Origin of the sequence: Corynebacterium sp. CCM 9204 (assembly GCF_041357695.1) — a bacterium.
Lineage (GTDB): Bacteria > Actinomycetota > Actinomycetes > Mycobacteriales > Mycobacteriaceae > Corynebacterium.
Window position 1 is genome coordinate 802800 of sequence record NZ_JAUERX010000001.1, and the last position, 25355, is coordinate 828154.

Below are 25355 nucleotides of genomic sequence, written 5' to 3' on the forward strand. Positions count from 1 at the left end.
GGCAGGATCAGGAAACCTCCAGGACGATCGATCCGGTGCTCGCCCGGGACTCCAGCTCACGGTGTGCTGAAGCGGCCTCGTCCAGTGAATGGACGGAGCCGATCCGTACCTCCATGCGTCCCTCGACTATCGCCTGAGTGACCGCCTGCGCACGCATCACGAATTCTCCTTCACGAGCGGTCCATGCACCGATCGACGGCCTAGTGAGGAAGATCGATCCGTGTGTGTTCAACAGTTGGGGATCGATAGGGGCTACCGGGCCTGATGCAGCACCGAAAAGACACACCGTGCCGCGGGGACGCACCGCCCGTAGTGACTGGTCGAATGTTGTCCTCCCCACTCCGTCGTAGACGATATCTACGCCCGTTCCTCCGTTGACCTGTCGCACCTGTTCCGCGAGATTGTCGGAGTAGCGGAACACCTCGGTCGCGCCGGCACGTCGCGCGAGTTCTTCCTTCTCGGCGGTTGACACCACCGAGTAGACCCTCGCTCCGCGTTCCACCGCCATCTGAGTGACGAGCAGGCCAACACCGCCCGCTCCCGCGGTGAGCAGGCAGGTGTCACCGTCCCGGAGTGAATAGACCCCGTCGGTGAGATAATGTGCGGTGATCCCCTGCAGCAGCATTGATGCTGCAGTGTGTAGATCGATACCTCGGGGTACCGCGACGAGACGATCCCGGGGCACAACGGCATACTCGGCATAGGAACCGAAACCGTCGCACCACGCGACGAGGGTGCCCTCAACGATCTGGCCCCGAGGATCCTGCACCACTCTCCCGGTGCCCTCAAGACCGGGGATGAAGGGAAGCTCGGCGTTGTAGAGACCCTCGCGGTAGTAGGTGTCTATGTAGTTGACTCCGGCGACGTCGACAGCCACCAGAACCTGATTCTCATTTGGAACGGGGCGGGGGACCTCGGCTGATTCCAAAACCTCGGGCCCGCCGTGACTGGATATCCGGATAGCTCGCATAGGACAATCTTAACGCGTGATACAGCCCCTGGGATGGCAGATCCGGGTCATCGCGGATTAAGGGGACGGTTTCAGCTCCGCTGGGAGATTCGACTACGACGTACCGTGTCTCCCCGTGGAGAACCGGTGAGACCTGTCTTACCACCGACCCGGTCGCGGCCGTACGCGAACAGTACCCCCGTGAACGCGACCACGGTACCGGACAATCCGACGTGTACCGGTACCGTCCATCGCGGAACGCCGAAGTTGAACTGAATGATGCCGATCGCAGCCTGCAGGATGATGAAGCCGATGAGGATCCAGCCGATCCGGCGCGCCCGGAGAGCTGCCCCGACGGTGACCAGAGCAATGACGAGGCCGACGGTCAATCCGAGATAGAGATACATGAAATGGGCGTGGATGTTGGCGATACGGACGAGATCTATGTTCAGTCGACCCTCCATACCTACTCCGGGGTCACCTGAGTGCACACCAGCACCCGTGACCATGGTGCCTGTACCGAGGACGATGGCGAGACTGGTCGCAGAGAGGATCGCGAGGTGCCGCAGCGGACGTGGGTATGTTTCGGTGGGTGACCCGTTGTCGGGTTCCGCGATACGTACCCAGAGGACCGCCGCCAACCAGATGAGCAGCATCGAGGGCAGGAAGTGCATGGCCACCGACCACCACCGGAGTTCGAGGTGGACGGAGATGCCGCCGAGAATCGCCTGGACGATGACACCAATCCCCTGGATGAAGGCAAGAACGAGGACCTCGCGTCTCCTGGCTGACCGGAGTACCGCGATGAATACCAGGAGTGCCGCAGTGGCGACCACGAATGTGAGCAAACGATTGCCCCATTCGATGGCTTGGTGAATCCAGGGAGCTGCTCCCGCGACGGGGACGAGAGAACCGGGTTGGCAGTTTGGCCAGGTGACGCAACCGAGACCGGAGCCGGTGACCCGGACGATGGAACCGGTGACGGTGATGCCGGCCTGGCAGACGAGAAGAACCATCGCCAACCTGCGCTGGACACGAACCTCGGGTCCAGCGAGGAGTGATCGGAACCACCGGATCGGATGGGTGAACAGGAAAATACTTGGGCTGGTACTCACGATCCGATCCTATCCTGCGTCCCGGGAATGAACCGTATGCTGGAGCGGGTCAGGCGGTGAACTTGAACACTCTGACTGTCGCAGCTCCGGCGATGAGTGCCCAGGCGACGAGGATGAGCAACTCCGGCGTGGGGAACACTCCTGTGACTGCGTTGTTCAAGCCCTGAGTCAGCGCGACAGAGGGGATCACAACGGTCCATTCCGCCCAGTCCCCAATGCTGCCCGAGCGAATCTGGACGTACGAGGCGATCCCGATCAGAAGGAACCAGACAAGGTTAGCCAGAGCCAGGACAATCTCGGAACTGAGTGTTCCGCCCATGAACAGACCCAACGCGGTGAATGCCGCGACACCAATCATCAGCGTGAGTGCTGCCAACGGCAGATTCACGGGATCTGGACGCCAACCCAGGACCAGCGCGGTTGTGCATAGCAGGATCGTCTGTACCGCTGAAACAGCAAGTACCCCGAGGACCTTCCCTGCGATGATTACCCATCGTGGCACCCCGGATGCTCCGATCCGTTTCAGTGCTCCATACCTCCGGTCGAAAGCCACGGCTATGGCCTGACCCGTGAAACCTGCGGAGACTGCAGAAATCGCCAGTGTCAAGGGCAGAATGACGGCGACGGGCTCCTCAGCGTCGAGAAGTGGCATCAATGAGAGTGCGATCAGTGAACCGAGAGGGATCACCAGGCTGAGCAGTTGCTGCTCGCTGTGTCGTAGGAACAGACGAGTCTCGATCCGTGCCTGAGCGAGGAGCATTGCGAGGGGACCGGCCTGGTGTGGATCGGGGGAGAAGGTACCCGGCGTGAAGCGTGCTTCCCCGGTGGTTCGTACCTCGGGTTGTTCTCGGGTCACGGTCAACTCCTCATTTCGCGGCCAGTGATGTCCAGGAAGACATCCTCCAAGCTCCGGTGGTCGATACCCAGTCCACGGATGAGTACATCCTGCTCGGCGGCGGCTGAAGCGATGGCCGCAACGAGAGCGGGGGTGGGTCTAGCCTGAATCCTGTAGGAGAGTGGCCGCGTCGCGGTCAGTCCGGCCCCCTCGTGGTATCCCATGGAAGCCAGTGATACGCCGAATGCGGCGGGATCGAGTCTGGCAGACGTATCGATACGGATCTGTGCAGCCCCTCCGCCCGTCAATGCCGTCAGCTCCGTGGGGCTTCCCTCCGCGACCTTCACTCCACGGTCAAGGATCACGACATGATCTGCCAGTGCTTCAGCCTCGTCCATGAGATGTGTGGTTAGGACCACGGTGACCCCGTCCCGCCGCAGGGAGTTCACCAGTTCCCAGACCGCTAAGCGGGACTGGGTGTCCATTCCGGCGGTGGGTTCGTCCAGGAAAACCAGCTCCGGGCGTCCGACCAGGGCGCAGGCGAGGGACAGGCGCTGCTGCTGGCCTCCTGAGAGCCGTCGGTATGATGTCCGTACGTGGCGCGTAAGACCAACGAGTTCGAGCAACCAGGTGGGATCGAGTGGATGAGCGCTGTAGGAAGCCGTGAGTTCGAGCATCTCTCCGACCCGGATTCCGGGATAGGCACCACCTCCCTGGAGCATCACACCGATTCTGCGCCGTACCGCATCCGCATTCGCAACGGGGTCGAGTCCGAGGACCTGAACCGACCCGGAGGTCGGTTCAGTGAATCCCTCACACATCTCGATCGTGGTGGTCTTCCCCGCGCCGTTGGGACCGAGCAGAGCGAAGACCGTTCCACGTTCAACACGGAGATCCAGATGATCGACGGCTCGGACGTCGCCGAAGTTCCGCGTCAGTGCGCGGGTCTCCAACGCTGCATCCACGGGAGTTTCACCGGTCCGCCGACGAACGGGTTCTGTGTCAGTCACGTCGGCCAGTCTATGACACGAGGGTGACGCCGTCGTACAGCCCACCACAGCAACGTCACCACCGTGACAGAACAGATGACCGTCGACAGGTAGATCCCCGCGACGGTTCCCGGTGGGAGAGGTAATCCACGCGGCAGGACGAAGAAGGAAACAACAGCGGAGTATGCGGTCGCTGATGCCCGGAACAGGGGTCGATTCGCCCATGCGGCCAGGGGCAGGATGGCCCAGAGCATGTACCAGGGTTGGACGACGGGAAACAGGAGAACCAGGACGAAGGTGGAGATGCCCAGCCCGCCGACCGGGTGGATCGTCCCGCGGTATACCGCGATCAGCATCCGGATCATGAACAATCCGGCGACAGCCACACCAACGGCGCGGGTCACAGCGAGAATGGCCGTCGTCTGGTCACCGAGGCCGGAGATCATTCCGATACCACCGGCGATGACCCCGAGCGCGGTCGTCGCGGACATCCAGGAGCGCACGGCAACAGCGCCACCCTGCCCGGTCACCCAGCCGAGACCTATGCCGGTGGCCGCAGTCAGCAACGCAATGGAAGCGAGCATGATGATGGTCTGGATGATACCCGCGGTGGTCACGGACACCACAGGATTCCTGCCGCGTGTGCGTAGTGCACGGGCGAGCGCCATTCCCGTGAATCCGAGGGCGATGAATCCGGTCATCTTGACCATGCCTCCTCCGGAAATCAGGATCCCGGAAAATATGATCATCGCCCATCCGGGTATCCGGTCCCGGAGCATGGGAAGGGATAGTCGTTCGATGCCCCGTAAACCGAATTCCATCCCGAGTAGCAGAAGCCCAAGCAGCACCGCTTCGTTGTGAATGCCGCCAACGAGATGCAGGAGTGTGAGTGGATTCAGTACGCCGAGCCAGAGTGCAGCCTGAACCCCGACCCCACATCTCGTCGCAAGTCTGGTCAGCGCCCATCCTGCAGCCGCGATCCCGAGGACGGCGAGCACGCGGTGAAGATATACTCCGACGAATACCGATTCGCCGGACATGGCGTAGATGGCTGCGGAGATGCCGCTCGCGACGGGACCGTAGGGGGACGGTGAATGGGACCAGATCAATGGAACGGATCGGGCGAGGGGATTGTCGGGCCCGAGCAGGTCAACCGGCCCAGCACTGTATGGGTCAAGGCCGCGAGCGGTAATCGCGCCTTGCGCGAGATACGAGTAGATGTCCTGGGTGAACATCGGGGCGCTTAGCGCTATGGGCAGGGTCCATGCCACGCAGGTTCGCTGTAGCTGCCCGGTACTGACGCGGATGGTGTGTCTCCGGCTCTGCAGGAGGTTCGCTCCGACGAACGGTGCCATGAGCACCCAAGCAATGACGATGAGAGCAACCCCCGTGAGTGCGACGGTCGATGAGGTCTGGAGCATACGCTGCATGAGCGACCCGCCGGGGAAGGAACGGTAGATGTTGTCCGTCACGGGGAGTGCTCCCGCTCCGAGAGCCCCGAAGCTCAGCATCAGGGCACCGACGGTTCCGACCCAGCGGAGAAGAGCGAAGCGCAACGGAAGTAAAGCGGACCCTTCGATCGGAGTGTCCGGAGTGCCCGGGGTCCGATCAGGACGGTGAAGTGACGCTGACCGGGACCCTGCTGATCCCAACCTGGGAAGTTCCCCGATGAGGGCGCGGAGGATCGCTGTTCGTCGGTGGGGAACATCTGGCACACGGGCATTCTAACCGTGTTCTGCCCGAATGAGGTGTATGAGTGGCGCTCGCCGGTGGCGTTATTTTCCATCCGGGGGTGCTTGTCGTTCTCTTTCCACACCCCCGTATGGATTCGTTGGAGGCCGGGTGGCCCGAGGATGGTTCGGTGGGGCAGGGATTCCCAAAGGGCACTGGAAAGGTGATGCCCGCGAAGTGGTGCTGTCGTGAAATATGCGGGGTCGGCCGTATCCTTACCGGTTGGACAATGGGAATGAATTACGGAACACTTGTGTTGTCTAATGACAGACGGCGGGCGTGACCCACCGTTGAACGACGTATCCCGATTGTCCGGAATCCGTTGGTTCCGTGATTGTGGGAACTACGGGCTGATTCCGGGGGCGGTTCAGGAAAACCGTATCCGAGAGAGCAGGAGGTGACATCGATGACGACAGTGCGACAAGATCAGTTGGGGTCACCCTGGGAATCTTCAGCGGCGACCTCCCGGTATCAGGACGGCGATACCCGCCGTGCGATCCTTCGGACGCTACTCGAGCACGCTCCGGTGAGTGCCTCCGCCATCGGCGCGCACCTCGGTTTCTCTGCCGCCGGAGTACGTCGCCATCTGGACATTCTGGTCGGAGAAGATCTGGTTGAGGTCACTCGACCTGTGGGACGTGGTCGCGGTCGCGGCCGTCCCGCCAAGGCCTTTCGTCTCACTGACCGCGGTCGGGCCACGTTTGGCCACGACTATGATTCGCTTGCCGCATCGGCTCTGCAGGCTCTGCGGGAGACCGGCGGTGAGGAGGCCGTTCGAGCGTTCGCTCGTCGGCGTATCTCCACAATCGTCGCCGGGATACCTCCCGCGGACGATGATGAGTCCGTCCCCGCGACAGCCCGCGCGGTGGCGGATGCTTTTTCCGCCCACGGCTACGCCGCCACGGTGCACCACGCCGGTGGAGGTGTGCAGATCTGCCAGCACCATTGTCCGATTTCTCAGGTCGCCTCCGAGTTCCCGGAACTCTGTGAGGCGGAACATGAGGCGATCTCCAAATTGCTGGGAAATCATGTTCAACCACTGGCGTCCATCGTAGAAGGACACGGAATCTGCACCACCAATATTCCGGCCGGGCAGCTCACTTTGACCCCCATATCTCATACTCCTGATGAAAGGAGAGGCTAAATGACCCAGGCCCAAGAAAAGCCGGTTGTCGACGCCCCCCGCACCGATGAGGAAATCATCGAATCCATCGGCGCCTACAACTATGGTTGGCACGATACAGATGTCGCCGGCGCATCCGCGAGGCGCGGACTCAGCGCTGAGGTGGTCGCAGACATCTCCGGAAAAAAGAGCGAACCAGAATGGATGCTCAAGAATCGGCTAAAGGCGCTCAACATCTTTGAGCGTAAGCCGATGCCCACCTGGGGTGCAGACCTCTCCGGAATCGATTTCGACAATATCAAGTACTTCGTACGTTCGACGGAGAAGCAGGCGACAACGTGGGATGAACTTCCCGCGGACATCAAGGAGACCTACGACAAGCTCGGTATTCCGGAGGCGGAGAAGCAGCGTCTCGTCGCTGGTGTCGCCGCACAGTACGAATCCGAGGTCGTCTACCACCAGATTCGTGAGGATCTGGAAGAGCAGGGGGTGATCTTCCTCGACACCGATACTGCACTGCGCGAGCACGAAGATCTGTTCCGTGAGTACTTCGGGACCGTCATCCCGGCAGGCGACAATAAGTTCGCAGCATTGAATACCGCCGTCTGGTCCGGTGGTTCGTTCGTCTACGTCCCGAAGGGGGTTCACGTTGACATCCCACTGCAGGCCTACTTCCGTATCAACACTGAGAACATGGGCCAGTTCGAGCGGACTCTGATCATCGTTGATGAGGATGCGTACGTCCACTACGTCGAGGGCTGCACTGCGCCGATCTACAAGTCGGACTCCCTGCACTCCGCCGTCGTAGAGATCATCGTCAAGAAGGGGGGCCGGTGCCGGTACACGACAATCCAGAACTGGTCGAACAACGTCTACAACCTTGTCACCAAACGCACCAAGTGTGAAGAAGGTGCCACGATGGAGTGGGTTGACGGCAACATCGGATCGAAGGTGACGATGAAGTACCCGGCGGTCTGGATGACTGGACCGCACGCCAAGGGTGAGGTGTTGTCCGTCGCCTTCGCAGGCGAGGGACAGTTCCAGGATACCGGCGCGAAGATGGTCCACATGGCGCCGCACACGTCGTCGAATATCGTCAGTAAGTCCGTCGCCAGATCGGGTGGCCGTGCCGCATACCGGGGTCTCGTGCAGATCAATACCAACGCGCATCACTCGACCTCCAACGTGGAGTGCGATGCTCTGCTCGTCGACAATATCTCTCGTTCGGACACGTACCCCTACAACGACATCCGTAACGATCATGTTTCTCTCGGACACGAGGCGACGGTGTCGCAGGTCTCCGAGGATCAGCTCTTCTACCTCATGAGCCGCGGCGTCGCACAGGATGAAGCCATGGCCATGATCGTTCGTGGTTTCGTCGAGCCCATCGCCAAGGAACTTCCGATGGAGTACGCGCTCGAACTCAACCGCTTGATTGAATTGCAGATGGAAGGATCGGTGGGTTAAACCCGATGACCGAAACAAAAGTGGAACGTGTCAAGAATGCGACTTACCACGACACCAAGGGTGACCTGTTCACCTCCTTCAACGTTGATGATTTCGACGTCCCGCGGGGACGTGACGAAGTCTGGCGATTCACGCCTCTTCGTCGACTGCGGGGTCTGCACGATGGTAAGTTCGCCACGGCTACCACAGCGGATGTCTCCGTCGCTGTTCCAGATGACGCTGATGGCGTGTGCGTCGAGACCGTGGCGCGGGATGACGAACGTATCGGCACCGCCGGCGCCCCGGTCGATAGGGTCGGAGCGCAGGCATGGACGTCGATGGAGGAAGCGACACTCGTCACCTTCGCGAAGAATTCGACAAACCGAGAACCCGTCACCGTCACAGTCACGGGTAAGGGAGATGACGCCACTTCCTTCACCGCGGTCAGTATCGTCGTCGAAGATGGCGCCGAAGCGGTGGTCAACATCCATTACACGGGTGACGGGACGCACGCCGACAACCACGAGTACGTCATCGGGGATAATGCTCGACTGACGGTTGTTGTCCACGTCGACTGGGAAGATACCGCCGTTCATCTCGGCAACCAGCGCGCCACGATGGGCCGCGACGCAGTACTCCGCCACAATGTCGCCTGCTTCGGTGGGGGCGTCGTTCGGTTGATCCCGAGCGTCAAGTTCACCGCACCGGGTGGTGACGCCGAACTGCTAGGTGTCTATTTCGCCGATGATGGACAGTTCTTCGAGCAGAGGCTTCTGGTCGATCATGCCGAACCCAACTGCCGTTCCAACGTCCTCTACAAGGGTGCTCTCCAGGCTGACCCGAACTCCGATCGTCCCGAGGCGCGCACGGCCTGGGTCGGCGACGTCCTCATTCGGGCAAATGCCCAGGGCACCGATACCTACGAGACGAACCGAAATCTGGTTCTTACTGAGGGAGCTCGTGCGGACGCGGTGCCCAACCTCGAGATCGAGACCGGAGAAATCGCTGGTGCAGGCCACGCTGCGACAGTCGGACGGTTTGATGACGATCAACTCTTCTACCTTCTCTCCCGTGGTATCGACCCGAACCAGGCGCGCCGTCTGATCGTTCGTGGCTTCTTCTCCGAGGTCATCGGCCGGATCCCGGTCAAGGCCGTTCGTGACCAGCTCGAAGCGCAGATCGCCGAGGAGCTCGAGGGCACGCACCTCTAAGAACGTAAAACGTCCACCGTGTGTACCGGCCACACGGATTCTCTGCAGTAGTACACCTCATAGCCCAAGAAAGAACCCATAATGAGCACTCTTGAAATCAAGAACCTCTCGGCACAGGTTGCCGCCACCGACGAACACAGTGAACCCAAGCAGATCCTTAAGGGTGTCAACCTGACGATCAAGTCTGGCGAGACTCACGCGATCATGGGGCCCAACGGTTCCGGTAAATCGACGCTCTCCTACACGATCGCCGGCCATCCAAAGTACGAGGTCACCGGCGGTGAAGTACTTCTCGACGGTGAAAATCTCCTAGACATGGAGGTCGACGAGCGTGCCCGCGCGGGACTGTTCCTCGCCATGCAGTACCCGGTGGAAGTTCCGGGTGTTTCGATGGCGAACTTCCTGCGTACCGCAGCTACCGCGGTCCGCGGTGAAGCGCCGAAACTGCGTGACTGGATCAAGGAAGTCCGTGAGGCACAGGACGAGCTCTCCATCGACCGTACGTTCTCTGAGCGCAGCGTCAACGAGGGGTTCTCAGGTGGTGAGAAAAAGCGCCACGAGATTCTTCAGCTCGGTCTGCTCCGCCCGAAGTTCGCCATCCTCGACGAGACTGATTCCGGTCTGGACGTCGATGCTCTGCGTGTCGTGAGCGAAGGCATCAACAACTACCGTGACCGCAACGACGGTGGGCTGCTCCTGATCACCCACTACAAGCGGATCCTCAACTATGTGAAGCCCGATCACGTGCATGTCTTTGCGAACGGACGTATCGTCACCTCCGGTGGACCGGAACTGGCTGACGAGCTTGAGGCCAACGGTTACGATCGCTTCATCTGATGACAGTGACATCCGCGATGTTCCGTCGTCCTGACGGGTCACTCAATGTCGACGCCGTACGCGCCGAGTTCCCGATCCTGGCCGAGACGGGACGGGACGGCTCCGTGGTTGCCTACCTGGATTCCGGTGCGACCTCGCAGCGCCCGGAGCGGGTATGGCGGGCGGAGGAGAAGTTCGTTCTCCAGACCAACGCGCCCGTCCATCGGGGTGCGTATCTGCTCGCGGAGAAGGCGACCGACGCTTACGAATCAGCCCGAGACCGAATCGCCCGGTTCGTTGGGGCGGAGGATCCCGAGATCGTCTTCACCAAGAACGCCACCGAGGGGCTCAACCTTGTGGCCCACGTTCTCGGTGATGACCGTTCCGGTGACCGTTGTATCAGGGCAGGTGACACTGTCGTGGTCACTGAGCTGGAGCACCATGCGAACCTGGTCCCGTGGCAGGAACTCTGTCGAAGGACCGGTGCGACGCTCAAGTGGTACGGAATCACTGCCGATGGTCGAATCGACCTTGATTCGCTCGAACTCGACGATACGGTCAAGGTAGTCGCCTTCACTCATCAGTCGAATGTGACGGGGGCAGTGTCGGATGTCGACGAGGTCGTCCGTCGTGCGCACATCGCAGGGGCACTCACGGTTCTTGACGCCTGCCAGTCGGTGCCACACCAGACGGTGGACCTCCACGAACTCAACGTGGACTTTGCGGTGTTCTCCGGTCACAAAATGTGCGGCCCCAGTGGTGTTGGAGTGTTGTATGGGCGAGCGTCGCTTCTCGCGGAGCTACCGCCGTTCCTAACCGGTGGTTCGATGATCGAGAAGGTCACCATGGAGGCCTCGACTTACACGGATCCCCCACAGCGCTTCGAAGCCGGTACCCAGATGAACAGTCAGGTCGTCGGTCTGGGTGCGGCCATTGACTTTCTCTCGGAGATCGGAATGGATGCGATACAGGAACATGAGAGGGAACTGACGTCACACGCCCTCGGTTCGCTCTCGTCGATCCCCGGTGTTCGGATCATTGGCCCGACGAACGTCAATATGCGGGGTAGCGCGGTTAGCTTTACCGTAGACGGCATCCATCCACATGATCTCGGTCAGGTGCTCGATGATGGTTCCGTCGCGGTTCGGGTCGGCCACCATTGTGCGTGGCCTGTTCACCGGGCCTGCGGAGTGCAGGCCACGGCCCGCGCTTCCTTCTACCTGTACAACACGCTTGACGAAGTGGATCGCCTTGCGGTCGGTGTTCGTCGGGCTCAAGAGTTCTTTGGGGTGAGTTGATGCGACTTGAACAGATGTACCAGGAGGTTATCCTGGATCATTACCGGCACCCGCAGCACAAAGGTCTCCGGGAACCGTTCGATGCAGAGGTCCATCACGTGAACACCTCCTGCGGTGACGAACTGACACTCCGTGTCCGCCTCTCCGCTGACGGTCATACCGTCGAAGACGTCTCCTATGAGGCAGTCGGTTGTTCCATCAGCCAAGCCTCCACATCGGTGATGGCGGAAGAAATCGTTGGAACGAGTGTGGCGGAGGCGATGGAGACCGTTAACGCCTTCGAGAAGATGGTCACCTCCCGGGGTGCCGAGGAGGGTGACGCTGACCTGATCGGAGATGGCATCGCATTCGCAGGTGTCGCTAAGTATCCGGCACGGGTGAAGTGTGCGTTACTCGGATGGAAAGCATTCCAAGCCGCGACTGCTCAATCCCTGAAGGAGAAGTAATGAGCGATCAGACAGAGAACATGGACACCTCCGACGCCGAAGGGGTGGATTTTCCGCCGGATCGTTCGGATGAGAAGGTCGAGAGGGTGCGCCCCGAGCAGTCGGAAGCGGACCTAGCGAAAGCGAGTGATGTCGAAGAATACATGCGAGACGTCATCGATCCCGAGTTGGGGATCAACGTCGTCGATCTTGGTCTCGTCTACGATATCTGGATCGAGAACGGAGATGAAGCTGTTGTACAGATGACTCTTACCTCCCCTGCCTGCCCGTTGACTGACATACTCGAGGAGCAGGCGGAGACTGCGGTCGTTGGCTCAGGGACCGCTAGTAAACTCAACTTGGAGTGGGTTTGGCGGCCACCGTGGGGACCACACATGATCACCGAGGATGGACGCGAGCAACTGCGCGCACTGGGTTTCTCCGTCTGACAGGAATCCTTGTTTTGCGGTCTGCCATTTCACGAGCATCGCCCCGATCCGGGGCATGCTCGTTTTTATGTTGAAGGGGCATCAGGTTTTTGCAGTTCGACGAGATGGACCCACCGGTCCATCAGGGATGGTGCTCGTAGATTTCTGAGAGCCTCATGAAACTCCGGGGGTCGGTGGTGATATTTTCACCACGCTCGCCACTGTGCACATGTTTCTGCATTAACTGTTCTGTATCTGTGCCGGGTGGGATTTGATTCTTCTTTTCTGGGTTTCTGGTTCATTTTCGGGACTGGCACCAGCGTGTTGATTTACACTGTAATTTAGTGTGATTCCGCACACAAGAATGTCAGAATGTGAAAGCGGTCACCTCATATGGGGCCGTTCCCTGTCCATCCATGACACCAAGGAAGTGAAGATGATAGTTCTGAAACGTCGAAAGGCAATGGTGGGGGCGATCAGTACCCTCACCCTGATCGGAGGGATGCTTGCGTCATCTGGTACACCCGGGGCGTATGCGGGGGAACGGCTGTCAGGCTCCGCGGGTTTTGATGCGAATGATGAGCTGACGGGTCAAGCCTTCTTCACTGATGAAGTGATCGCAACCGGGGGTGAAGAAGGATACGACTGCTATCGGATTCCTTCGCTGGGGGTGGCTCCAGATGGAACGGTCCTCGCTTCCTGGGATGGTCGGCCGGGTAGCTGCGCGGATGCACCCCAGGCAAACTCCATTGTTCTCCGGAAATCCTCGGATAGCGGTGAAAGTTGGACGCCTCAGGAGGTGATTGCCCAAGGTGACTCAGGGGCACCACGATACGGGTTCTCGGATCCGTCGATCGTCGTGGACTACCAGACCGGAGACATATTCAACTTCCATGTGAAGAGCTTCGATAGGGGTATCCGGGATTCTCAACTTGGAACCGATCCGGATGACCGTGACGTGCTCCATGCGGCTTTCGCCCGGAGCAGCGACAACGGTGCAACCTGGGATCCAGATCATGTGATCACACGTGCTGTGACCCGTGAGAACCCCTGGAGGGGGCGTTTCGCCACCTCGGGGAACGGTATCCAGCTTCAGTATGGCCGTTACGCGGGCAGGCTCGTCCAACCGGCGATGGTGGTCACCAGTTCGGGAGAATTCAGGGCTGTCACGTGGCTTTCCGATGACCACGGTGAAACCTGGTTTGCGGGCAGGGCATGGGGAACCGGAATGGACGAAAACAAGATCGTCGAGCTCTCAGACGGAACCCTGATGAACAACTCCCGGCGGTCTGGTGCCGGTGAGTCAGCCCGGAAGATCAGCTACAGCCATGATGGAGGAGTCACCTGGACCGAACCGTACTACGATCCTGCACTCCCAGATCCGAGAAACAATGCTTCGTTGATCAGGGTTTTCCCCAATGCACCTGAAGGATCCGCGAAGGCGAAGGTACTGCTTTTCAGTAACACCGCCTCCTCGAGCGGACGGGAGAACGGAACTGTGCGTATGAGCTGTGATGACGGACAGACCTGGCCTGTGTCCCGTCTCTTCCGGTCGGATAATCTTCAGTACACCTCAATGTCCACGCTTCCGGACGGAAACATCGGGTTGCTCTTCGAGGAGCACAACCGCGGAATCAACAACAACATCCACTTCGCCAAGTTCAATCTCGAATGGCTTGGTGCCGCCTGCATGGACCTCCAGAGCTCTTCCCGACCCGAGGTTCGTCCAGGTGAGACGGTGACGGTGGCCGGGACTCTGACGAACAACTTCGGTGGCGACATCGTCGACCGGGGAATCCAACTGGACCTCCCGGAGGGATGGACCGCTGTGGCGGATGCGGTTACGGTCGCTGACGGCGCTACCGTGCCGGTCGCATTCGAGATCACGGCCCCGGCTGATGCACCGAGCGGTACAGTTCAGGGACTCATGCGAATTGACGACGGCGGAACGGTCCGACAGGCTTCTTTCAAGGTCGATGTCATCGATGGGTACATTCCGGAGCCAGGGGATGTGAGCATCGTCGCGTCAGTGACCAATCCGGGCGACTTCGGGGAAGGCGACCGCATTCACTACAACTTCAGGGTCTCGAATCCCAACAGCACCCCGGTGGGAATCCTCCCGGACGGGGAATTGGAACTCTTTGACCCGGACACGTCCCCCCGGAAGAACTGCCGATGGAACACATTCAACGGAAATACCGAGGCGAGTTGCTCTTTCCCATTTCATACGGTCACCGCTGAGGACATTGAACGGGGTTACTATGAGCCGACTGTCACATGGCGGATCGGTAGGCCCGGGCACGGGGGAGAGGCATACAAGACGATCACCATGACCCTTCCCAGAGTCACTTTCGGGGAAAACGGAGATGATGCCACAGATCCGGTAGTCATTCACGCCGATCTGAATCTTGAACCGATCGCTCCGGTCCAGTCCAGGGGAGTACAACACGACCTCGAAGCACTGGTCACCGTGAACATGCGGGAGGATGGCACCCCGATACCGGATGATGCCCGCGTTATCCTCTATGTCGACAACAACAGAGTAGGGGATGCCGAAGTCATGGACGACGGTACCGCAGCGATTCCCTTCACCGTAGCGAATATAGCCAGCGGGCTCGATGCCGAGACTCACACGTTGCGGGCACGCCTGATCGCTACACCTCCTCAAGGCTTCCTGGTACGCGGAAGTGACGCCATCGGTGAAGTGACCGTCCTTCCGGAGGATCGACCGGTCACGGAACGGACGTTGACCCTCGGGCAACATCCCGACATCAACTCTGACGGCAAGCCCCGCTCAATTCCTCTGGCTGCGCGTGTCTCAGGCCCCGATGGGGCGGTTCGGGGCGCCACCGTGACATTTAGTATCGACGGTGAACCCGTCGCCGAGGCGATATCTAATACAGAGGGGCTCGCCGTTGTTCGTTACACCGTTGAATCAATCCCAGCAGGAGGTCAGGTACGTACCGTTACGGTGGTGGCGAGCGTACCCGAGTCGTCGGATGATGCCACCGACTATGCTGCAGCAACCGATGAGACAACCTTCAATGTTCTACCTGTTTCGCAGCCCGAATCGCCGGAGGTGACAACAAGCAGCGGGGCATCCACGATCATCGGTGCGCCCGGCGACGATGTGCTCTCTTCAGGAGGCATCGTCGGTATCGGGGCTGTTCTCGCTGCCGTTGCAGGCATTATGGGCCTGCTCGGTTTCCTGCCATGGTTCCATCACTTCACGGATCTCGGTTGGTGGGTACGCCCGCCGCACATCTGATCTGACCCAAGGGACCCCGGGCATGCACTCGCACGGCAACGCAGCCGCGCACAGGTGGAGGCTGCCCGGGGTATCTCCGTTGATCTGGGCCGAGACAGGAGTGCTGAGCAATCCGGCGGCTGGGTGATACGCCCCGATGGTAATAATGAGGAACAGATTCTCTGGTGTTACTTCCATAGCGACGGGAAAGCAACTACGCTGCGTCTCACGACACGATGCCGAATCGAACCCCCAGGAGCATACGATGAGAAGCCGAACAAAGCGTATCCTGTCCGTAGTCGTTGCCAACGTTGTTTTCCTAGGTATGGTCGGATCTGTAGGAGGTGCCGCCGCGAGGCCCACCCCACCGAATGATCCCTGTGTAATCACGCCCGGTCTCTTCAAACCGGCACCGGGGAACTGCGATTTTCCAAACCCCGTGGATCCGCTCCTCGTTGCACGAGAGCTCTCGCTTACGGTGGGGCCTGCCAGCGGGGTACTCCGGAAGATGAGTGTCACCGCGAAAGCAGAGACCTTCCCGGCGAATTTCGGGACAGTCGGCGAAACCGTCACCTTCATCATCGACGGCGTCGGGTACACCGCGGTGATGGATTCCGACTTCGAGGCGACGGTGACTTTTTCCCCGAGATCCGGAGGTGGAACGATTGTCGCGACGTTACCGACTGCAGTCGACTCCGAGAACCTCATCTACATTGATTCGGCACGAGCGGAGACGCGCTACGAAAATCCGACGGGATCCATCACCGACTACCTGACCGGAGTCGGGAGAGCCATCGAAGCTCTCATTCTCTGGTTCCGTGGACTATTCTCCACCAGCAGCTAAGAGAACCGCGCCCGTCCTGTTCCGCCAACCCCCGACAGGGAACAGAGGATCCTGAACCTCAACCGGGTGTCGGAATGAATGAAGATCCTCATCATCCCTCGCAGGGTGCCCACGGGATCCCCCGGGCTGAGAAAACGTCGCTGTGATGAGGTGTCGAGTCGGAAAACGAGCTCCATGAAATCAGGGAACTCATATTTGTCGAGATCCTTGAGAACTCTCTGTCCCATCCTCATCAGATACCGGTCAGTGCGGTATCTGAAGGTGTGCCACGGTAGTTTCTGTGGCGTACCCCCTGACATTGCGGCAGCAGCCAGCGCATCGAGGGTCGGCTCAACGAGAGAGAGTGATGTGGCGACGGAGAAACCGGATATGGGGGTTATGAAGCCCGCGCGTGCTCCGAAGGGCACAGGACCGTCAATGACGGGCCGACGACTGTTCCGGTCCATCGGGATGAGCACCGCCTCGGATCTCACGATCCGGTGGGCTGTGAAATCACCTATCCGCTGGCGCAGTGCCGTCTCCAACTCCGACCAGGGGAGACGCGAGTTCCGCACGAGAACCGTCTCCTGATGGAGAACACCACCCGAAACCGGGATCTGGTAATGGAACGTCGCCTCGGTGGTATCCGGTACCTGCCTGAGATCCATCCATACCGGGGGTGCATCATCGTCGATCACTACCCCGAAAGCTTGCTGAAAAGCGGATGCACGGCCCGGATCCACGCCCCGGGCATCGATGACAACCCTGGCTTGCATCGTGTGTCCGTCGGCACAGACGTGATGGCGTGCCACCGTGGTTGCCCGAGAAATCAGAACCGGAAAGGTGAGGAACCGGTTACGGAGCTTCTGATTGTCAAGGATGAGATATTCCCTACCCGGGGTGTAGACACGCGCGCCGATGATGACGGGAATGGATCTCGCTGCCGCCGGTGGATCTGGTAACCAGTCAGGTAGTTCATCGCTGAAGATCCCGTAGGTGTTCGGCCATTCCTCCCGGGGATCCACACCGAGAACGTTCCAGCCACGTCGGTGCGCGCGATGCGCAAGCGCCGCCCCCGCGGGGCCGAGACCGACAACGATCATATCGAACCGGGACTGCCCCGGGGTGTTTCCACCGTGTCGGGCAGGAGTCGCCATCTCGCTCACCGTTCCTCCCTGCGTTGTAGTCAGACCGGTGCCGCTGATTCCGGTACCAGTGGTATCGAAGGCGGTGGAAAGAATATTTCGGCTGGCCACTGATACACTGTCCGGCTGTGATTGTAACCAGTGATCTTGAAGTTCGTGTCGGTGCCCGAACGCTGCTCACCGCCCCCGGCCAGCACCTGCGGGTCCAACCCGGTGATCGTATCGGTTTGGTCGGCCGTAACGGTGCTGGGAAGACCACGACGATGAGAATCCTGGCTGGCGAGGCGGAAGCCTATGCGGGAACCGTTACTCGTTCCGGGACTCTCGGCTACCTGCCGCAAGACTCCCGTGAAGGTGACATCGAGGTGACCGCACGGGACCGGGTGCTCTCTGCACGTGGCCTGGACCGGCTCCAGTCGGCGATGGAGCGACAGCAGGAGATCATGGAAACGACGACGGATGATAACCGGCGTGATTCTGCTATCCGCAAGTATTCACGTCTCGAGGAGGAATACCACACTCTTGGTGGCTACGAGGCGGCCAGCGAGGCGGCACGGATATGTGATGCACTCGGTCTTCCCGCCCGTATCCTCGATCAGAAACTCAAGACGCTGTCCGGTGGTCAACGGAGAAGGGTGGAACTTGCGCAGATCCTCTTCGCGGCTTCCGCTGGATCCGGAAAATCCACCACGACGTTACTTCTCGACGAACCGACCAACCATTTGGACGCTGACTCCATCACATGGCTCCGAGAGTTCCTCACGCGCCATGAGGGGGGTCTCATCATGATCTCCCATGACGTCGACCTACTCGATGCGGTCTGCAATAAAGTTTGGTTCCTTGATGCGGTACGGGGCGAAGCGGATGTCTACAACATGGGATGGAAGAAGTACCTTGCCGCCCGAGCGACAGACGAGGCACGTCGCCGACGTGAACGTTCCAACGCGGAGAAGAAAGCGTCCGCACTGAAGCAGCAGGCGGCGAAACTCGGTGCGAAGGCAACGAAGGCTGCCGCGGCGAAACAGATGCTCGCCCGAGCCGAGAGAATGATCTCGGAGACCGATGAAATCCGTCGTTCCGACAAAGTTGCGCACATTTCCTTCCCGGAACCTGCCCCGTGCGGCAAAACCCCCATGAACGCCACCGGACTCACTAAAATGTACGGATCCCTCGAGGTGTTCGCCGGTGTAGATCTGGCGATTGACAAAGGGTCGAGGGTGGTTGTCCTCGGGTTCAATGGTGCAGGTAAAACCACCCTGCTCAAGCTCCTGGCCGGTGTCGAACGTACCGACGGTGAGGGCGGTATCGTTTCCGGGCACGGCCTTAAGATCGGCTACTTCGCCCAGGAACACGACACCATTGATCCGGAGGTATCCGTTTGGGAGAATACCGTCCGGGCATGTCCTGACGCCGCTGCCCAGGATCTACGGGGGTTACTCGGTGCCTTCATGTTCTCGGGGGACCAGTTGGAGCAGCCCGCAGGAACTTTGTCAGGCGGTGAGAAGACCCGACTGGCCCTTGCTGCCTTGGTCAGCTCGCGCGCCAATGTTCTGCTACTGGACGAACCAACCAACAACCTTGACCCTGTCTCCCGTGAACAGGTCCTCAATGCGCTGGGTACGTACACCGGAGCTGTGGTTCTGGTGACTCACGACCCCGGAGCGGTGAAGGCACTCGATCCCGAGCGTGTCATTGTCCTACCGGACGGGACAGAGGATCTCTGGAGTGACGAGTACATGGAGATCGTCGAACTGGCTTAGGAACACCCAAATTCCCGGGAGAGGAATCCAACCGGTGAAGCCGTACTCCTAGGCGTGTCTTAACTGAACGGTGATTCGCCAGACGGTGGCCGTATGGGACGAGCAAAATCGAGGTTTCACCATTTCACCGATGAGCAATGGGAACGGATCGAGTCCCTTTTTTGCCTTCCAACGCTGGGCGGCAGGGACATCCGTTTCAGGACAATCGCACGCTCGTCGAAGGGATCATCTACCGCTACCGGGCGGGCATTGCGTGGCGGTGATCCGCCTCGGGAGGAGTTCGTCCCGTGGCAGACGGTGTGCAAGCGCCATGTACGCTACGCCGAGAGCATCTGGGACCGGGTCCTGCACACGATTCTCGCTGACGCGGATACTGCCCGGGTTGATCAACTGGAACGTCTCGGTCGATGTCACCATCTGCCGCGCCCATCACCATGGCACGAACACAACGCGCCCCGAGCAGGACACAGAGGGCTCAATCGAATCACAAGAACCAGCCAGTCGTAGAGTGTGAACCTACAGGTCACCGTATCGGCCGCCCGCGTGGTGGACTAACGAGCACGATGCACAGTGCCATCGACGGGCGGGGTCGGCCTTGCACCGGTCCGGACGTGGTGATCGCCGACAAGGGGTACTCATCCGGCACGATCCGCCGCCAGTTCCGCAAGCGGAACATCGCCGCCGTCACCCTCTGTGCAATCCTGACCTGGGTACAACATTTAGGAGACACGCCCTAGCTGTACGGGATGCGCACCTGTGCGTGGAGCACAGTGGTGTGGGTACTACCCGGAATTAGCTTCCGTTATTCTCGGGGCATGGAATGCAGTGACAGGTCATGCGGTCGATTACGCCGATGGGCAGAGGAACTGACCTATCCGGACGAGCTTATCCTGACGACGTTGTGCAACACCGGCGAGCGTCCAGGTGGCGGGTTTCTGCAGGACAATTGGCGAGTCATTGACAAAAGCATCATTCTGGGGATGGGGCCAGGGGATTATCACGCCGCCTCCGAGCGCCTCATGACGTGGCGGGCACACGAATCCGCTGGTGTCGGCGTCGGATCCTGGCGCCCGGCCACCACCGACGATGTTGTCCGGGTTCGGTTCGCCGGAACAGATTCGCCGTGCCTGATCTTGTGCGCTGAGGTAGATGAGCTACAGACACGACTGGTGTACGGGACACTACCCGGCCACGTGGAGTGCGGAGAAGAGGCGTTCGCCATCACACTGGGACCGGATGGAACCGTGAGAGGGAGAATCACCGCATTCTCACGCCACGCATGGCTACCGGCGCGGCTGGCAGCTCCATTGGCGCGTTCAGTGCAGAATCTGATCACAGACCGCTACCTGGAAGGCATGCGCCCGTAAGTCCCGACGGTTCAGCGGGCGTAACGGTGAGCGAAGTTCCGGAGTAACCGGTTGTCCGTCGAAAGATCGTGACCGGAACAGGATTCGATGATCGAGTCGAATTCATCGGGATCGTAATATCCGGCATCGCGGTAAACCTCGAGCCGGTCACGGAAGCTCTCCAGTTCCAGCTCCGGATGGAATTGGGTCACGTAGATGTGGCGTTTGATTCGGTACATCTGGATCGGACAGTCTTCCCCCCGCACAAGCAGGGTTGCGCCGGGTGGAAGCTCCCGCGTGGCTTCTTTATGGCCGACGATGGTGGGAAACCTGTGGGGGAGCCCGTCAAGGATCGGATCCCCCCTACCCTCGTCGGTGACATCGACGAGAATGCACCGGGGTTTCTCACCGTAATGCCGGTCGATGATACCACCGGCTACGCTTCCGACTGCACCGACGCCGAAGCAGGCTCCAAAGAGCGGGAAATCCCGTTCAATGCACTCCCTGATCACCGTATTCAGACAGGTCTCGACCCTGACTTGATGATCTGTTTTATCGGGTTCAGTGGCGTTGTATGGTCCGCCACCGACGATGATTCCGGAGTAGTCATCGAGAATGACCCTGCCGAGAGGTTCCCGATTCACACGTTTTTGGATAAGAAAATCGGGTTTCAGCTCCATCATTGAGAGAAAAGAGCTGAACTCTGATTCCGCGGCATCATCCTCAGGCCGGGTACTCAGCAGAAGGAAAGGTTTGGTGATCTCGGTGACGGACATACCGTGTGATACTACTGGCTTTTCACCAAAATATGGGAACAATCACACGAAAAGCTGAGGAAAAATGATCAGACCGGTCTGCTCTGAGAATCAACTTTTCCCGGGTGTGGTGTCCTGACGCTGGCTTCGACGAGGTCGAGAACACGGTGTAGACACTCGGTGGGCTCGCCGCTGGCAAGCCGGGTGATGAAACCATCCATCACCGTCTCGAGATAGGTGTGGAGAACCTCGACCGCTACGTCGGTCCGCATACGTCCGGCGTCCACCCCGGCTTGGAGTCGGGATCGGATAGCTTCGTCGAGCACCGCCTGGTGCTCGACCCAGCGGGCCGAAAACACCGGATCAGTACGCAGCAGTCGGGTTATCTCTAACCGGGTCGAGAGCCAGTCATAGCGATCAGGGTGGGAAAGCATGTCCCGCATCACCTCAACCAGACCTTCCTCAGTTACCACATCCGCCATACGTGCCGCATCCTCTCGGGCGAGAGCGAGGAAAAGGTTCTCCTTGTCGGCGAAATGGTGGAAGATCGCACCCCGGGATTTTCCGGTGGCCTGTTCAAGACGTCTGACGGTCGCGCCGTCGTAACCGAACTCGGCAAAGCACCGGCGGGCCCCTTCGAGGATCTCCCGACGCCGTTGCGAGAGGTCCGAGGAACTGACCTTGGGCACGACAGTTCTCCTTATTAGTGGCGTTGTGATCCGTCCAGTACAACTGGGTTGCGGTACCACGAATGAATTGTACTGGTGTCAACGATGACGAGGGGGCTGCGTAATGGGGAGCGGCCGACCGTTCCTCATTACGCAGCCCCGTCGGTTGAGCCCGTGAGAGTCCGGATACCAGGGTCAATCCCGGCTATCGTAGACTCGGGAGGACTTGATCAAGCGGCACCCCGTGCCATGTTGCGCAGAACGTACTGCAGGATTCCTCCGTTACGGAAGTACGCGGCCTCACCGGGGGTGTCCACGCGGACCTTGGCGTCAAAGACGATGTCCTCTCCACCATCCTGCTTGTGTGCGGTTACCTTCACGGTCTGCGGGATTGTGTCGTTGTTGAATTCCTCAATGCCTTCGATATCGAAGACCTCGGTGCCATCCAACCCGAGGGACTCGTGGGTCTCGCCCTCGGGGAACTGCAGCGGAATTACACCCATACCGATCAGGTTCGAGCGGTGAATGCGTTCGAAGCTCTCGGTGATGACGGCTCGGACACCGAGAAGGTTCGTGCCCTTCGCCGCCCAGTCACGGGACGAACCCGTACCGTATTCCTTGCCACCGAGGACAACCAGCGGAATGCCCTCTGCCTTGTAGTTCTGGCACGCGTCGAAAATGAATGCCTGAGGGCCACCTTCCTGGGTGAAATCGCGGGTGTAGCCACCGGCCTGATCGACGAGTTGATTTTGAAGGCGAATGTTGGCGAATGTACCGCGCATCATCACCTCGTGATTACCACGCCGGGAACCGAGCGAGTTGTAGTCGTTGCGTTCGACACCGTTCTCATCCAGGTACTGAGCGGCGGGGGTACCAGGCTTGATCGACGAAGCCGGGGAGATGTGGTCGGTGGTGACCGAGTCGCCGAGCTTGCACAGAACGCGGGCGCCCTTGATATCTGCCACAGGCTCCGGTTCCATGGTCATACCGTCGAAGTACGGGGCCTTGCGGATGTAGGTCGAGGACTCGTCCCAGTCGAAGGTCTTTCCTTCGGGGGTGGGGAGGTTCTGCCACTGCTCGTCACCCTTGAAGACGTCAGCGTAATCAGCCTCGTAAAGTTCGCGAGAGATGCATTCCTCGATCGTGGCTTCGATCTCCTCGGTGGAGGGCCAGATGTCGGTCAGGAAGACATCGTTGCCGTTTTCATCCTGTCCAAGCGGTTGCGTCGCAAAGTCGAAGTCCATGGTGCCTGCGATGGCGTAGGCGATCACCATGATCGGGGATGCGAGATAGTTCATTTTCACGTCGGGGGAGATACGCCCCTCGAAGTTACGGTTACCCGATAGCACTGCGGTGGCGGTCAGATCATACTTGTTGATCGCCGCAGAGATTTCCTCCGGGAGTGGGCCGGAGTTACCAATACAGGTGGTACAACCGAAACCTGCGAGGTAGAAGCCCATGGCTTCCAGGTCCTTCCACAGGTCAGCGCGCTTGTAGTAGCCGTCAACGACCTGTGAACCGGGTGCACAGATAGTCTTGACCCATGGTTTTGCCTTGAGTCCCTTCGCAGCGGCTTTGCGTGCAATCAGACCCGCCCCGATCATGACGGAGGGATTGGAGGTGTTGGTGCAGGAGGTGATCGACGCGATCGCCACCATCCCGTGGTCAAGCGTGTACTCGCCCCCGTTGGGAGAGGTCACCGTGACCGGTCGTGATGCTCGTCCCTCCGCACCCTTCGCAGCAGACTCACCGCGGCCTTCGCGAGAGGAGTTGTAGAGATCCGCGACGTCGGCATCATCAAAGTCAAGTTCGCCTTCAGCATCCATGCGGACGGCGGGTCGGCTCTCATCCTCGACGAACTTGTCACTGCAGTAGTTCGGCAGATCTTTGCGGAACTGCTGCTTGGCCTCGGAGAGAAGAATACGGTCCTGCGGGCGCTTTGGACCTGCGATTGATGGCACAACCGTCGACAGATCAAGTTCGAGGTACTCGGAGTACTCGGCCTCGAGTGAGTCCTCATCCAGCCACATGCCCTGAGCCTTGGCATATGCTTCGACAAGCTCAATCTGCTCTTCGGAGCGGCCGGTCAGCTTGAGGTATTTGGTGGTTTGTTCATCGATGGGGAACATCGCACAGGTGGATCCGAACTCTGGCGACATGTTGCCGATGGTTGCGCGGTTCGCGAGTGGGACCTCCTTGACTCCGGACCCGTAGAACTCGACGAACTTTTGGACGACACCGTGCTTGCGAAGCATCTCGGTGATTGTCAGAACGACGTCCGTAGCGGTAACACCGGCGGGAATCGCTCCCGTGAGTTTAAATCCGACGACGCGGGGAATGAGCATTGAGACGGGTTGGCCGAGCATCGCTGCCTCTGCCTCGATACCACCAACGCCCCAGCCGAGAATACCGAGACCGTTTTCCATCGTGGTGTGGGAGTCAGTACCAATGCAGGTGTCTGGGTAAGCGACACCGTCGTTGTCGAAAACAACACGGGCGAGGTTCTCGATGTTGACCTGGTGGACGATGCCGGTTCCCGGAGGCACCACCCGGAAGTTGGAGAACGCCTTGGAACCCCAGCGGAGGAACTGATAGCGCTCCTCATTACGCTCGTACTCAATCTTGACGTTCTTCTCAAGGGAATCGGAGTGACCGAACGCCTCGATGATGACCGAGTGATCGATGACCATCTCTGCGGGGTTCAATGGATTGACGCCATCCGGATCTCCCCCGAGAGCCTTGATCGCCTCACGCATCGTCGCAAGGTCAACGACACAAGGAACGCCGGTGAAATCCTGCATCAACACCCGGGCTGGGGTGAACTGGATCTCGATACTGGGTTCTGCGGAGGCGTCCCAGTTCGCGATTGCCTTGATGTGGTCTCGAGTGATGTTGGCGCCGTCCTCTGTGCGAAGAAGGTTCTCGCCGAGAACTTTCAGGGAGTAAGGCAGCTTCTCCATGCCGGGCACAGCATCGAGAGCGTAGTACTCGTAGGACTTGTCGCCGACTTTGAGGGTGCTCTTGGCGTTGAATGAGTTCTGGCTCTCAGTCACGGTAGGCTCCGTTCCTAAACTAATCGGGTGAGTTAACGCATCGGCTGGGTGATTCTCCGGCTGGCACCGACGCAGGTCAAACATCGGTTCATCGCGCCGATAGGCTGGAATGAACGTCGTCTGCGGTAAAGTATAACAGTACGGGCGTTCTGTTCGGGAATTCTGGCACGTGGTGGGTTTCCCCACCCCCGT

Annotated in this window: 21 protein-coding genes; 12 read left to right on the forward strand and 9 right to left on the reverse strand. The window is 59.6% G+C overall.

The genetic code is table 11. The features are described 5' to 3' along the window. Positions 1-7: 7 nt before the first annotated feature. From QWU43_RS03555 to mptB, 5 genes are all read right to left on the reverse strand, one after another. The gene (locus QWU43_RS03555) at positions 8-970 is read right to left on the reverse strand and encodes a quinone oxidoreductase (RefSeq protein WP_370914133.1); all 963 of its coding nucleotides are present in this window, start codon (positions 968-970) and stop codon (positions 8-10) included. A gap of 71 nt (positions 971-1041) precedes the next feature. Further along, positions 1042-2040 carry a heme A synthase gene (locus QWU43_RS03560; protein ID WP_370914302.1) on the reverse strand — a complete coding sequence of 333 codons (999 nt, stop codon included), beginning with the start codon at positions 2038-2040 and terminating at the stop codon, positions 1042-1044. A 73-nt stretch (positions 2041-2113) separates the two neighbouring features. Next, a complete protein-coding gene (locus QWU43_RS03565) occupies positions 2114-2920 on the reverse strand; it encodes an ABC transporter permease (RefSeq protein ID WP_370917124.1) in 807 nt (268 codons plus the stop codon). Positions 2921-2922: 2 nt separating this feature from the next. Continuing rightward, positions 2923-3909: an ABC transporter ATP-binding protein gene (locus QWU43_RS03570; protein ID WP_370914135.1), complete on the reverse strand. Its 987-nt coding sequence runs from the start codon at positions 3907-3909 to the stop codon at positions 2923-2925. Further along, the gene (mptB, locus tag QWU43_RS03575) at positions 3906-5603 is read right to left on the reverse strand and encodes a polyprenol phosphomannose-dependent alpha 1,6 mannosyltransferase MptB (protein WP_370914136.1); all 1698 of its coding nucleotides are present in this window, start codon (positions 5601-5603) and stop codon (positions 3906-3908) included. Before mptB ends, QWU43_RS03570 begins: the two co-directional genes overlap by 4 nt. Positions 5604-6025: 422 nt before the next feature. On the opposite strand from mptB, the gene QWU43_RS03580 reads away from it, so the two are divergent. The 9 genes from QWU43_RS03580 to QWU43_RS03620 all read left to right on the forward strand — a co-directional run bounded on the left by QWU43_RS03580 (position 6026) and on the right by QWU43_RS03620 (position 16457). Beyond that, positions 6026-6763, forward strand: coding sequence for a helix-turn-helix transcriptional regulator (locus QWU43_RS03580; protein ID WP_370917125.1), 738 nt, complete (start codon positions 6026-6028; stop codon positions 6761-6763). Continuing rightward, positions 6764-8209 carry a Fe-S cluster assembly protein SufB gene (gene sufB / locus QWU43_RS03585; protein WP_370914138.1) on the forward strand — a complete coding sequence of 482 codons (1446 nt, stop codon included), beginning with the start codon at positions 6764-6766 and terminating at the stop codon, positions 8207-8209. Positions 8210-8214: 5 nt separating this feature from the next. After that, positions 8215-9399 (forward strand): Fe-S cluster assembly protein SufD, encoded by a 1185-nt coding sequence (sufD, locus tag QWU43_RS03590; protein ID WP_370917126.1) that lies wholly within the window; start codon positions 8215-8217, stop codon positions 9397-9399. 81 nt (positions 9400-9480) lie between these two features. Then, positions 9481-10236: a Fe-S cluster assembly ATPase SufC gene (gene sufC / locus QWU43_RS03595; protein ID WP_370914140.1), complete on the forward strand. Its 756-nt coding sequence runs from the start codon at positions 9481-9483 to the stop codon at positions 10234-10236. After that, positions 10236-11513, forward strand: a complete 1278-nt coding sequence (locus QWU43_RS03600) for a SufS family cysteine desulfurase (protein ID WP_370917127.1) — start codon at positions 10236-10238, stop codon at positions 11511-11513. The genes sufC and QWU43_RS03600 overlap by 1 nt, the downstream gene beginning before the upstream one ends. After that, the gene (gene sufU, locus QWU43_RS03605) at positions 11513-11959 is read left to right on the forward strand and encodes a Fe-S cluster assembly sulfur transfer protein SufU (protein WP_370914142.1); all 447 of its coding nucleotides are present in this window, start codon (positions 11513-11515) and stop codon (positions 11957-11959) included. The genes QWU43_RS03600 and sufU overlap by 1 nt, the downstream gene beginning before the upstream one ends. Further along, a complete protein-coding gene (locus QWU43_RS03610) occupies positions 11959-12387 on the forward strand; it encodes a metal-sulfur cluster assembly factor (protein WP_370914143.1) in 429 nt (142 codons plus the stop codon). Before sufU ends, QWU43_RS03610 begins: the two co-directional genes overlap by 1 nt. 415 nt (positions 12388-12802) lie before the next feature. Next, complete coding sequence (locus QWU43_RS03615) at positions 12803-15634, forward strand: exo-alpha-sialidase (RefSeq protein WP_370917128.1); 2832 nt, start codon at positions 12803-12805, stop codon at positions 15632-15634. 244 nt (positions 15635-15878) lie between these two features. Continuing rightward, positions 15879-16457 carry a hypothetical protein gene (locus QWU43_RS03620; RefSeq protein ID WP_370914145.1) on the forward strand — a complete coding sequence of 193 codons (579 nt, stop codon included), beginning with the start codon at positions 15879-15881 and terminating at the stop codon, positions 16455-16457. Here the strand turns inward: QWU43_RS03620 and QWU43_RS03625 are convergent. Continuing rightward, complete coding sequence (locus QWU43_RS03625; RefSeq protein WP_370917129.1) at positions 16454-17692, reverse strand: lycopene cyclase family protein; 1239 nt, start codon at positions 17690-17692, stop codon at positions 16454-16456. The genes QWU43_RS03620 and QWU43_RS03625 overlap by 4 nt on opposite strands. Before the next feature lie 17 nt (positions 17693-17709). On the opposite strand from QWU43_RS03625, the gene QWU43_RS03630 reads away from it, so the two are divergent. The 3 genes from QWU43_RS03630 (at position 17710) to QWU43_RS03640 (ending at position 20708) form a co-directional block, all read left to right on the forward strand. Next, positions 17710-19341, forward strand: a complete 1632-nt coding sequence (locus QWU43_RS03630) for an ABC-F family ATP-binding cassette domain-containing protein (RefSeq protein WP_370914147.1) — start codon at positions 17710-17712, stop codon at positions 19339-19341. 563 nt (positions 19342-19904) lie between these two features. Then, a complete protein-coding gene (locus tag QWU43_RS03635) occupies positions 19905-20078 on the forward strand; it encodes a hypothetical protein (protein WP_370917130.1) in 174 nt (57 codons plus the stop codon). A gap of 78 nt (positions 20079-20156) precedes the next feature. Next, positions 20157-20708 carry a DUF1990 domain-containing protein gene (locus QWU43_RS03640; RefSeq protein ID WP_370917131.1) on the forward strand — a complete coding sequence of 184 codons (552 nt, stop codon included), beginning with the start codon at positions 20157-20159 and terminating at the stop codon, positions 20706-20708. 11 nt (positions 20709-20719) lie between these two features. Here QWU43_RS03640 and QWU43_RS03645 read toward each other — a convergent pair whose 3' ends face one another. The 3 genes from QWU43_RS03645 to acnA all read right to left on the reverse strand — a co-directional run bounded on the left by QWU43_RS03645 (position 20720) and on the right by acnA (position 25163). Beyond that, positions 20720-21463 (reverse strand): glutamine amidotransferase, encoded by a 744-nt coding sequence (locus QWU43_RS03645; RefSeq protein ID WP_370914150.1) that lies wholly within the window; start codon positions 21461-21463, stop codon positions 20720-20722. A 68-nt stretch (positions 21464-21531) separates the two neighbouring features. Next, entirely contained in the window at positions 21532-22131 is a 600-nt protein-coding gene (locus tag QWU43_RS03650; protein ID WP_370914151.1) for a TetR/AcrR family transcriptional regulator, read from the reverse strand. A gap of 209 nt (positions 22132-22340) precedes the next feature. Continuing rightward, positions 22341-25163, reverse strand: coding sequence for an aconitate hydratase AcnA (acnA, locus tag QWU43_RS03655; RefSeq protein ID WP_370914152.1), 2823 nt, complete (start codon positions 25161-25163; stop codon positions 22341-22343). Positions 25164-25355: the final 192 nt, after the last annotated feature.

Bases quoted from the DNA above. Each gene is read 5' to 3' on its own strand.
- QWU43_RS03555 (WP_370914133.1), bottom strand. From the start codon at position 970: ATGCGAGCTATCCGGATATCCAGTCACGGCGGGCCCGAGGTTTTGGAA.
- QWU43_RS03580 (WP_370917125.1), top strand. From the start codon at position 6,026: ATGACGACAGTGCGACAAGATCAGTTGGGGTCACCCTGGGAATCTTCA.
- sufB (WP_370914138.1), top strand. From the start codon at position 6,764: ATGACCCAGGCCCAAGAAAAGCCGGTTGTCGACGCCCCCCGCACCGAT.
- sufD (WP_370917126.1), top strand. From the start codon at position 8,215: ATGACCGAAACAAAAGTGGAACGTGTCAAGAATGCGACTTACCACGAC.
- sufC (WP_370914140.1), top strand. From the start codon at position 9,481: ATGAGCACTCTTGAAATCAAGAACCTCTCGGCACAGGTTGCCGCCACC.
- QWU43_RS03600 (WP_370917127.1), top strand. From the start codon at position 10,236: ATGACAGTGACATCCGCGATGTTCCGTCGTCCTGACGGGTCACTCAAT.
- sufU (WP_370914142.1), top strand. From the start codon at position 11,513: ATGCGACTTGAACAGATGTACCAGGAGGTTATCCTGGATCATTACCGG.
- QWU43_RS03610 (WP_370914143.1), top strand. From the start codon at position 11,959: ATGAGCGATCAGACAGAGAACATGGACACCTCCGACGCCGAAGGGGTG.
- QWU43_RS03615 (WP_370917128.1), top strand. From the start codon at position 12,803: ATGATAGTTCTGAAACGTCGAAAGGCAATGGTGGGGGCGATCAGTACC.
- QWU43_RS03620 (WP_370914145.1), top strand. From the start codon at position 15,879: ATGAGAAGCCGAACAAAGCGTATCCTGTCCGTAGTCGTTGCCAACGTT.
- QWU43_RS03635 (WP_370917130.1), top strand. From the start codon at position 19,905: ATGCACAGTGCCATCGACGGGCGGGGTCGGCCTTGCACCGGTCCGGAC.
- QWU43_RS03640 (WP_370917131.1), top strand. From the start codon at position 20,157: ATGGAATGCAGTGACAGGTCATGCGGTCGATTACGCCGATGGGCAGAG.
- QWU43_RS03645 (WP_370914150.1), bottom strand. From the start codon at position 21,463: ATGTCCGTCACCGAGATCACCAAACCTTTCCTTCTGCTGAGTACCCGG.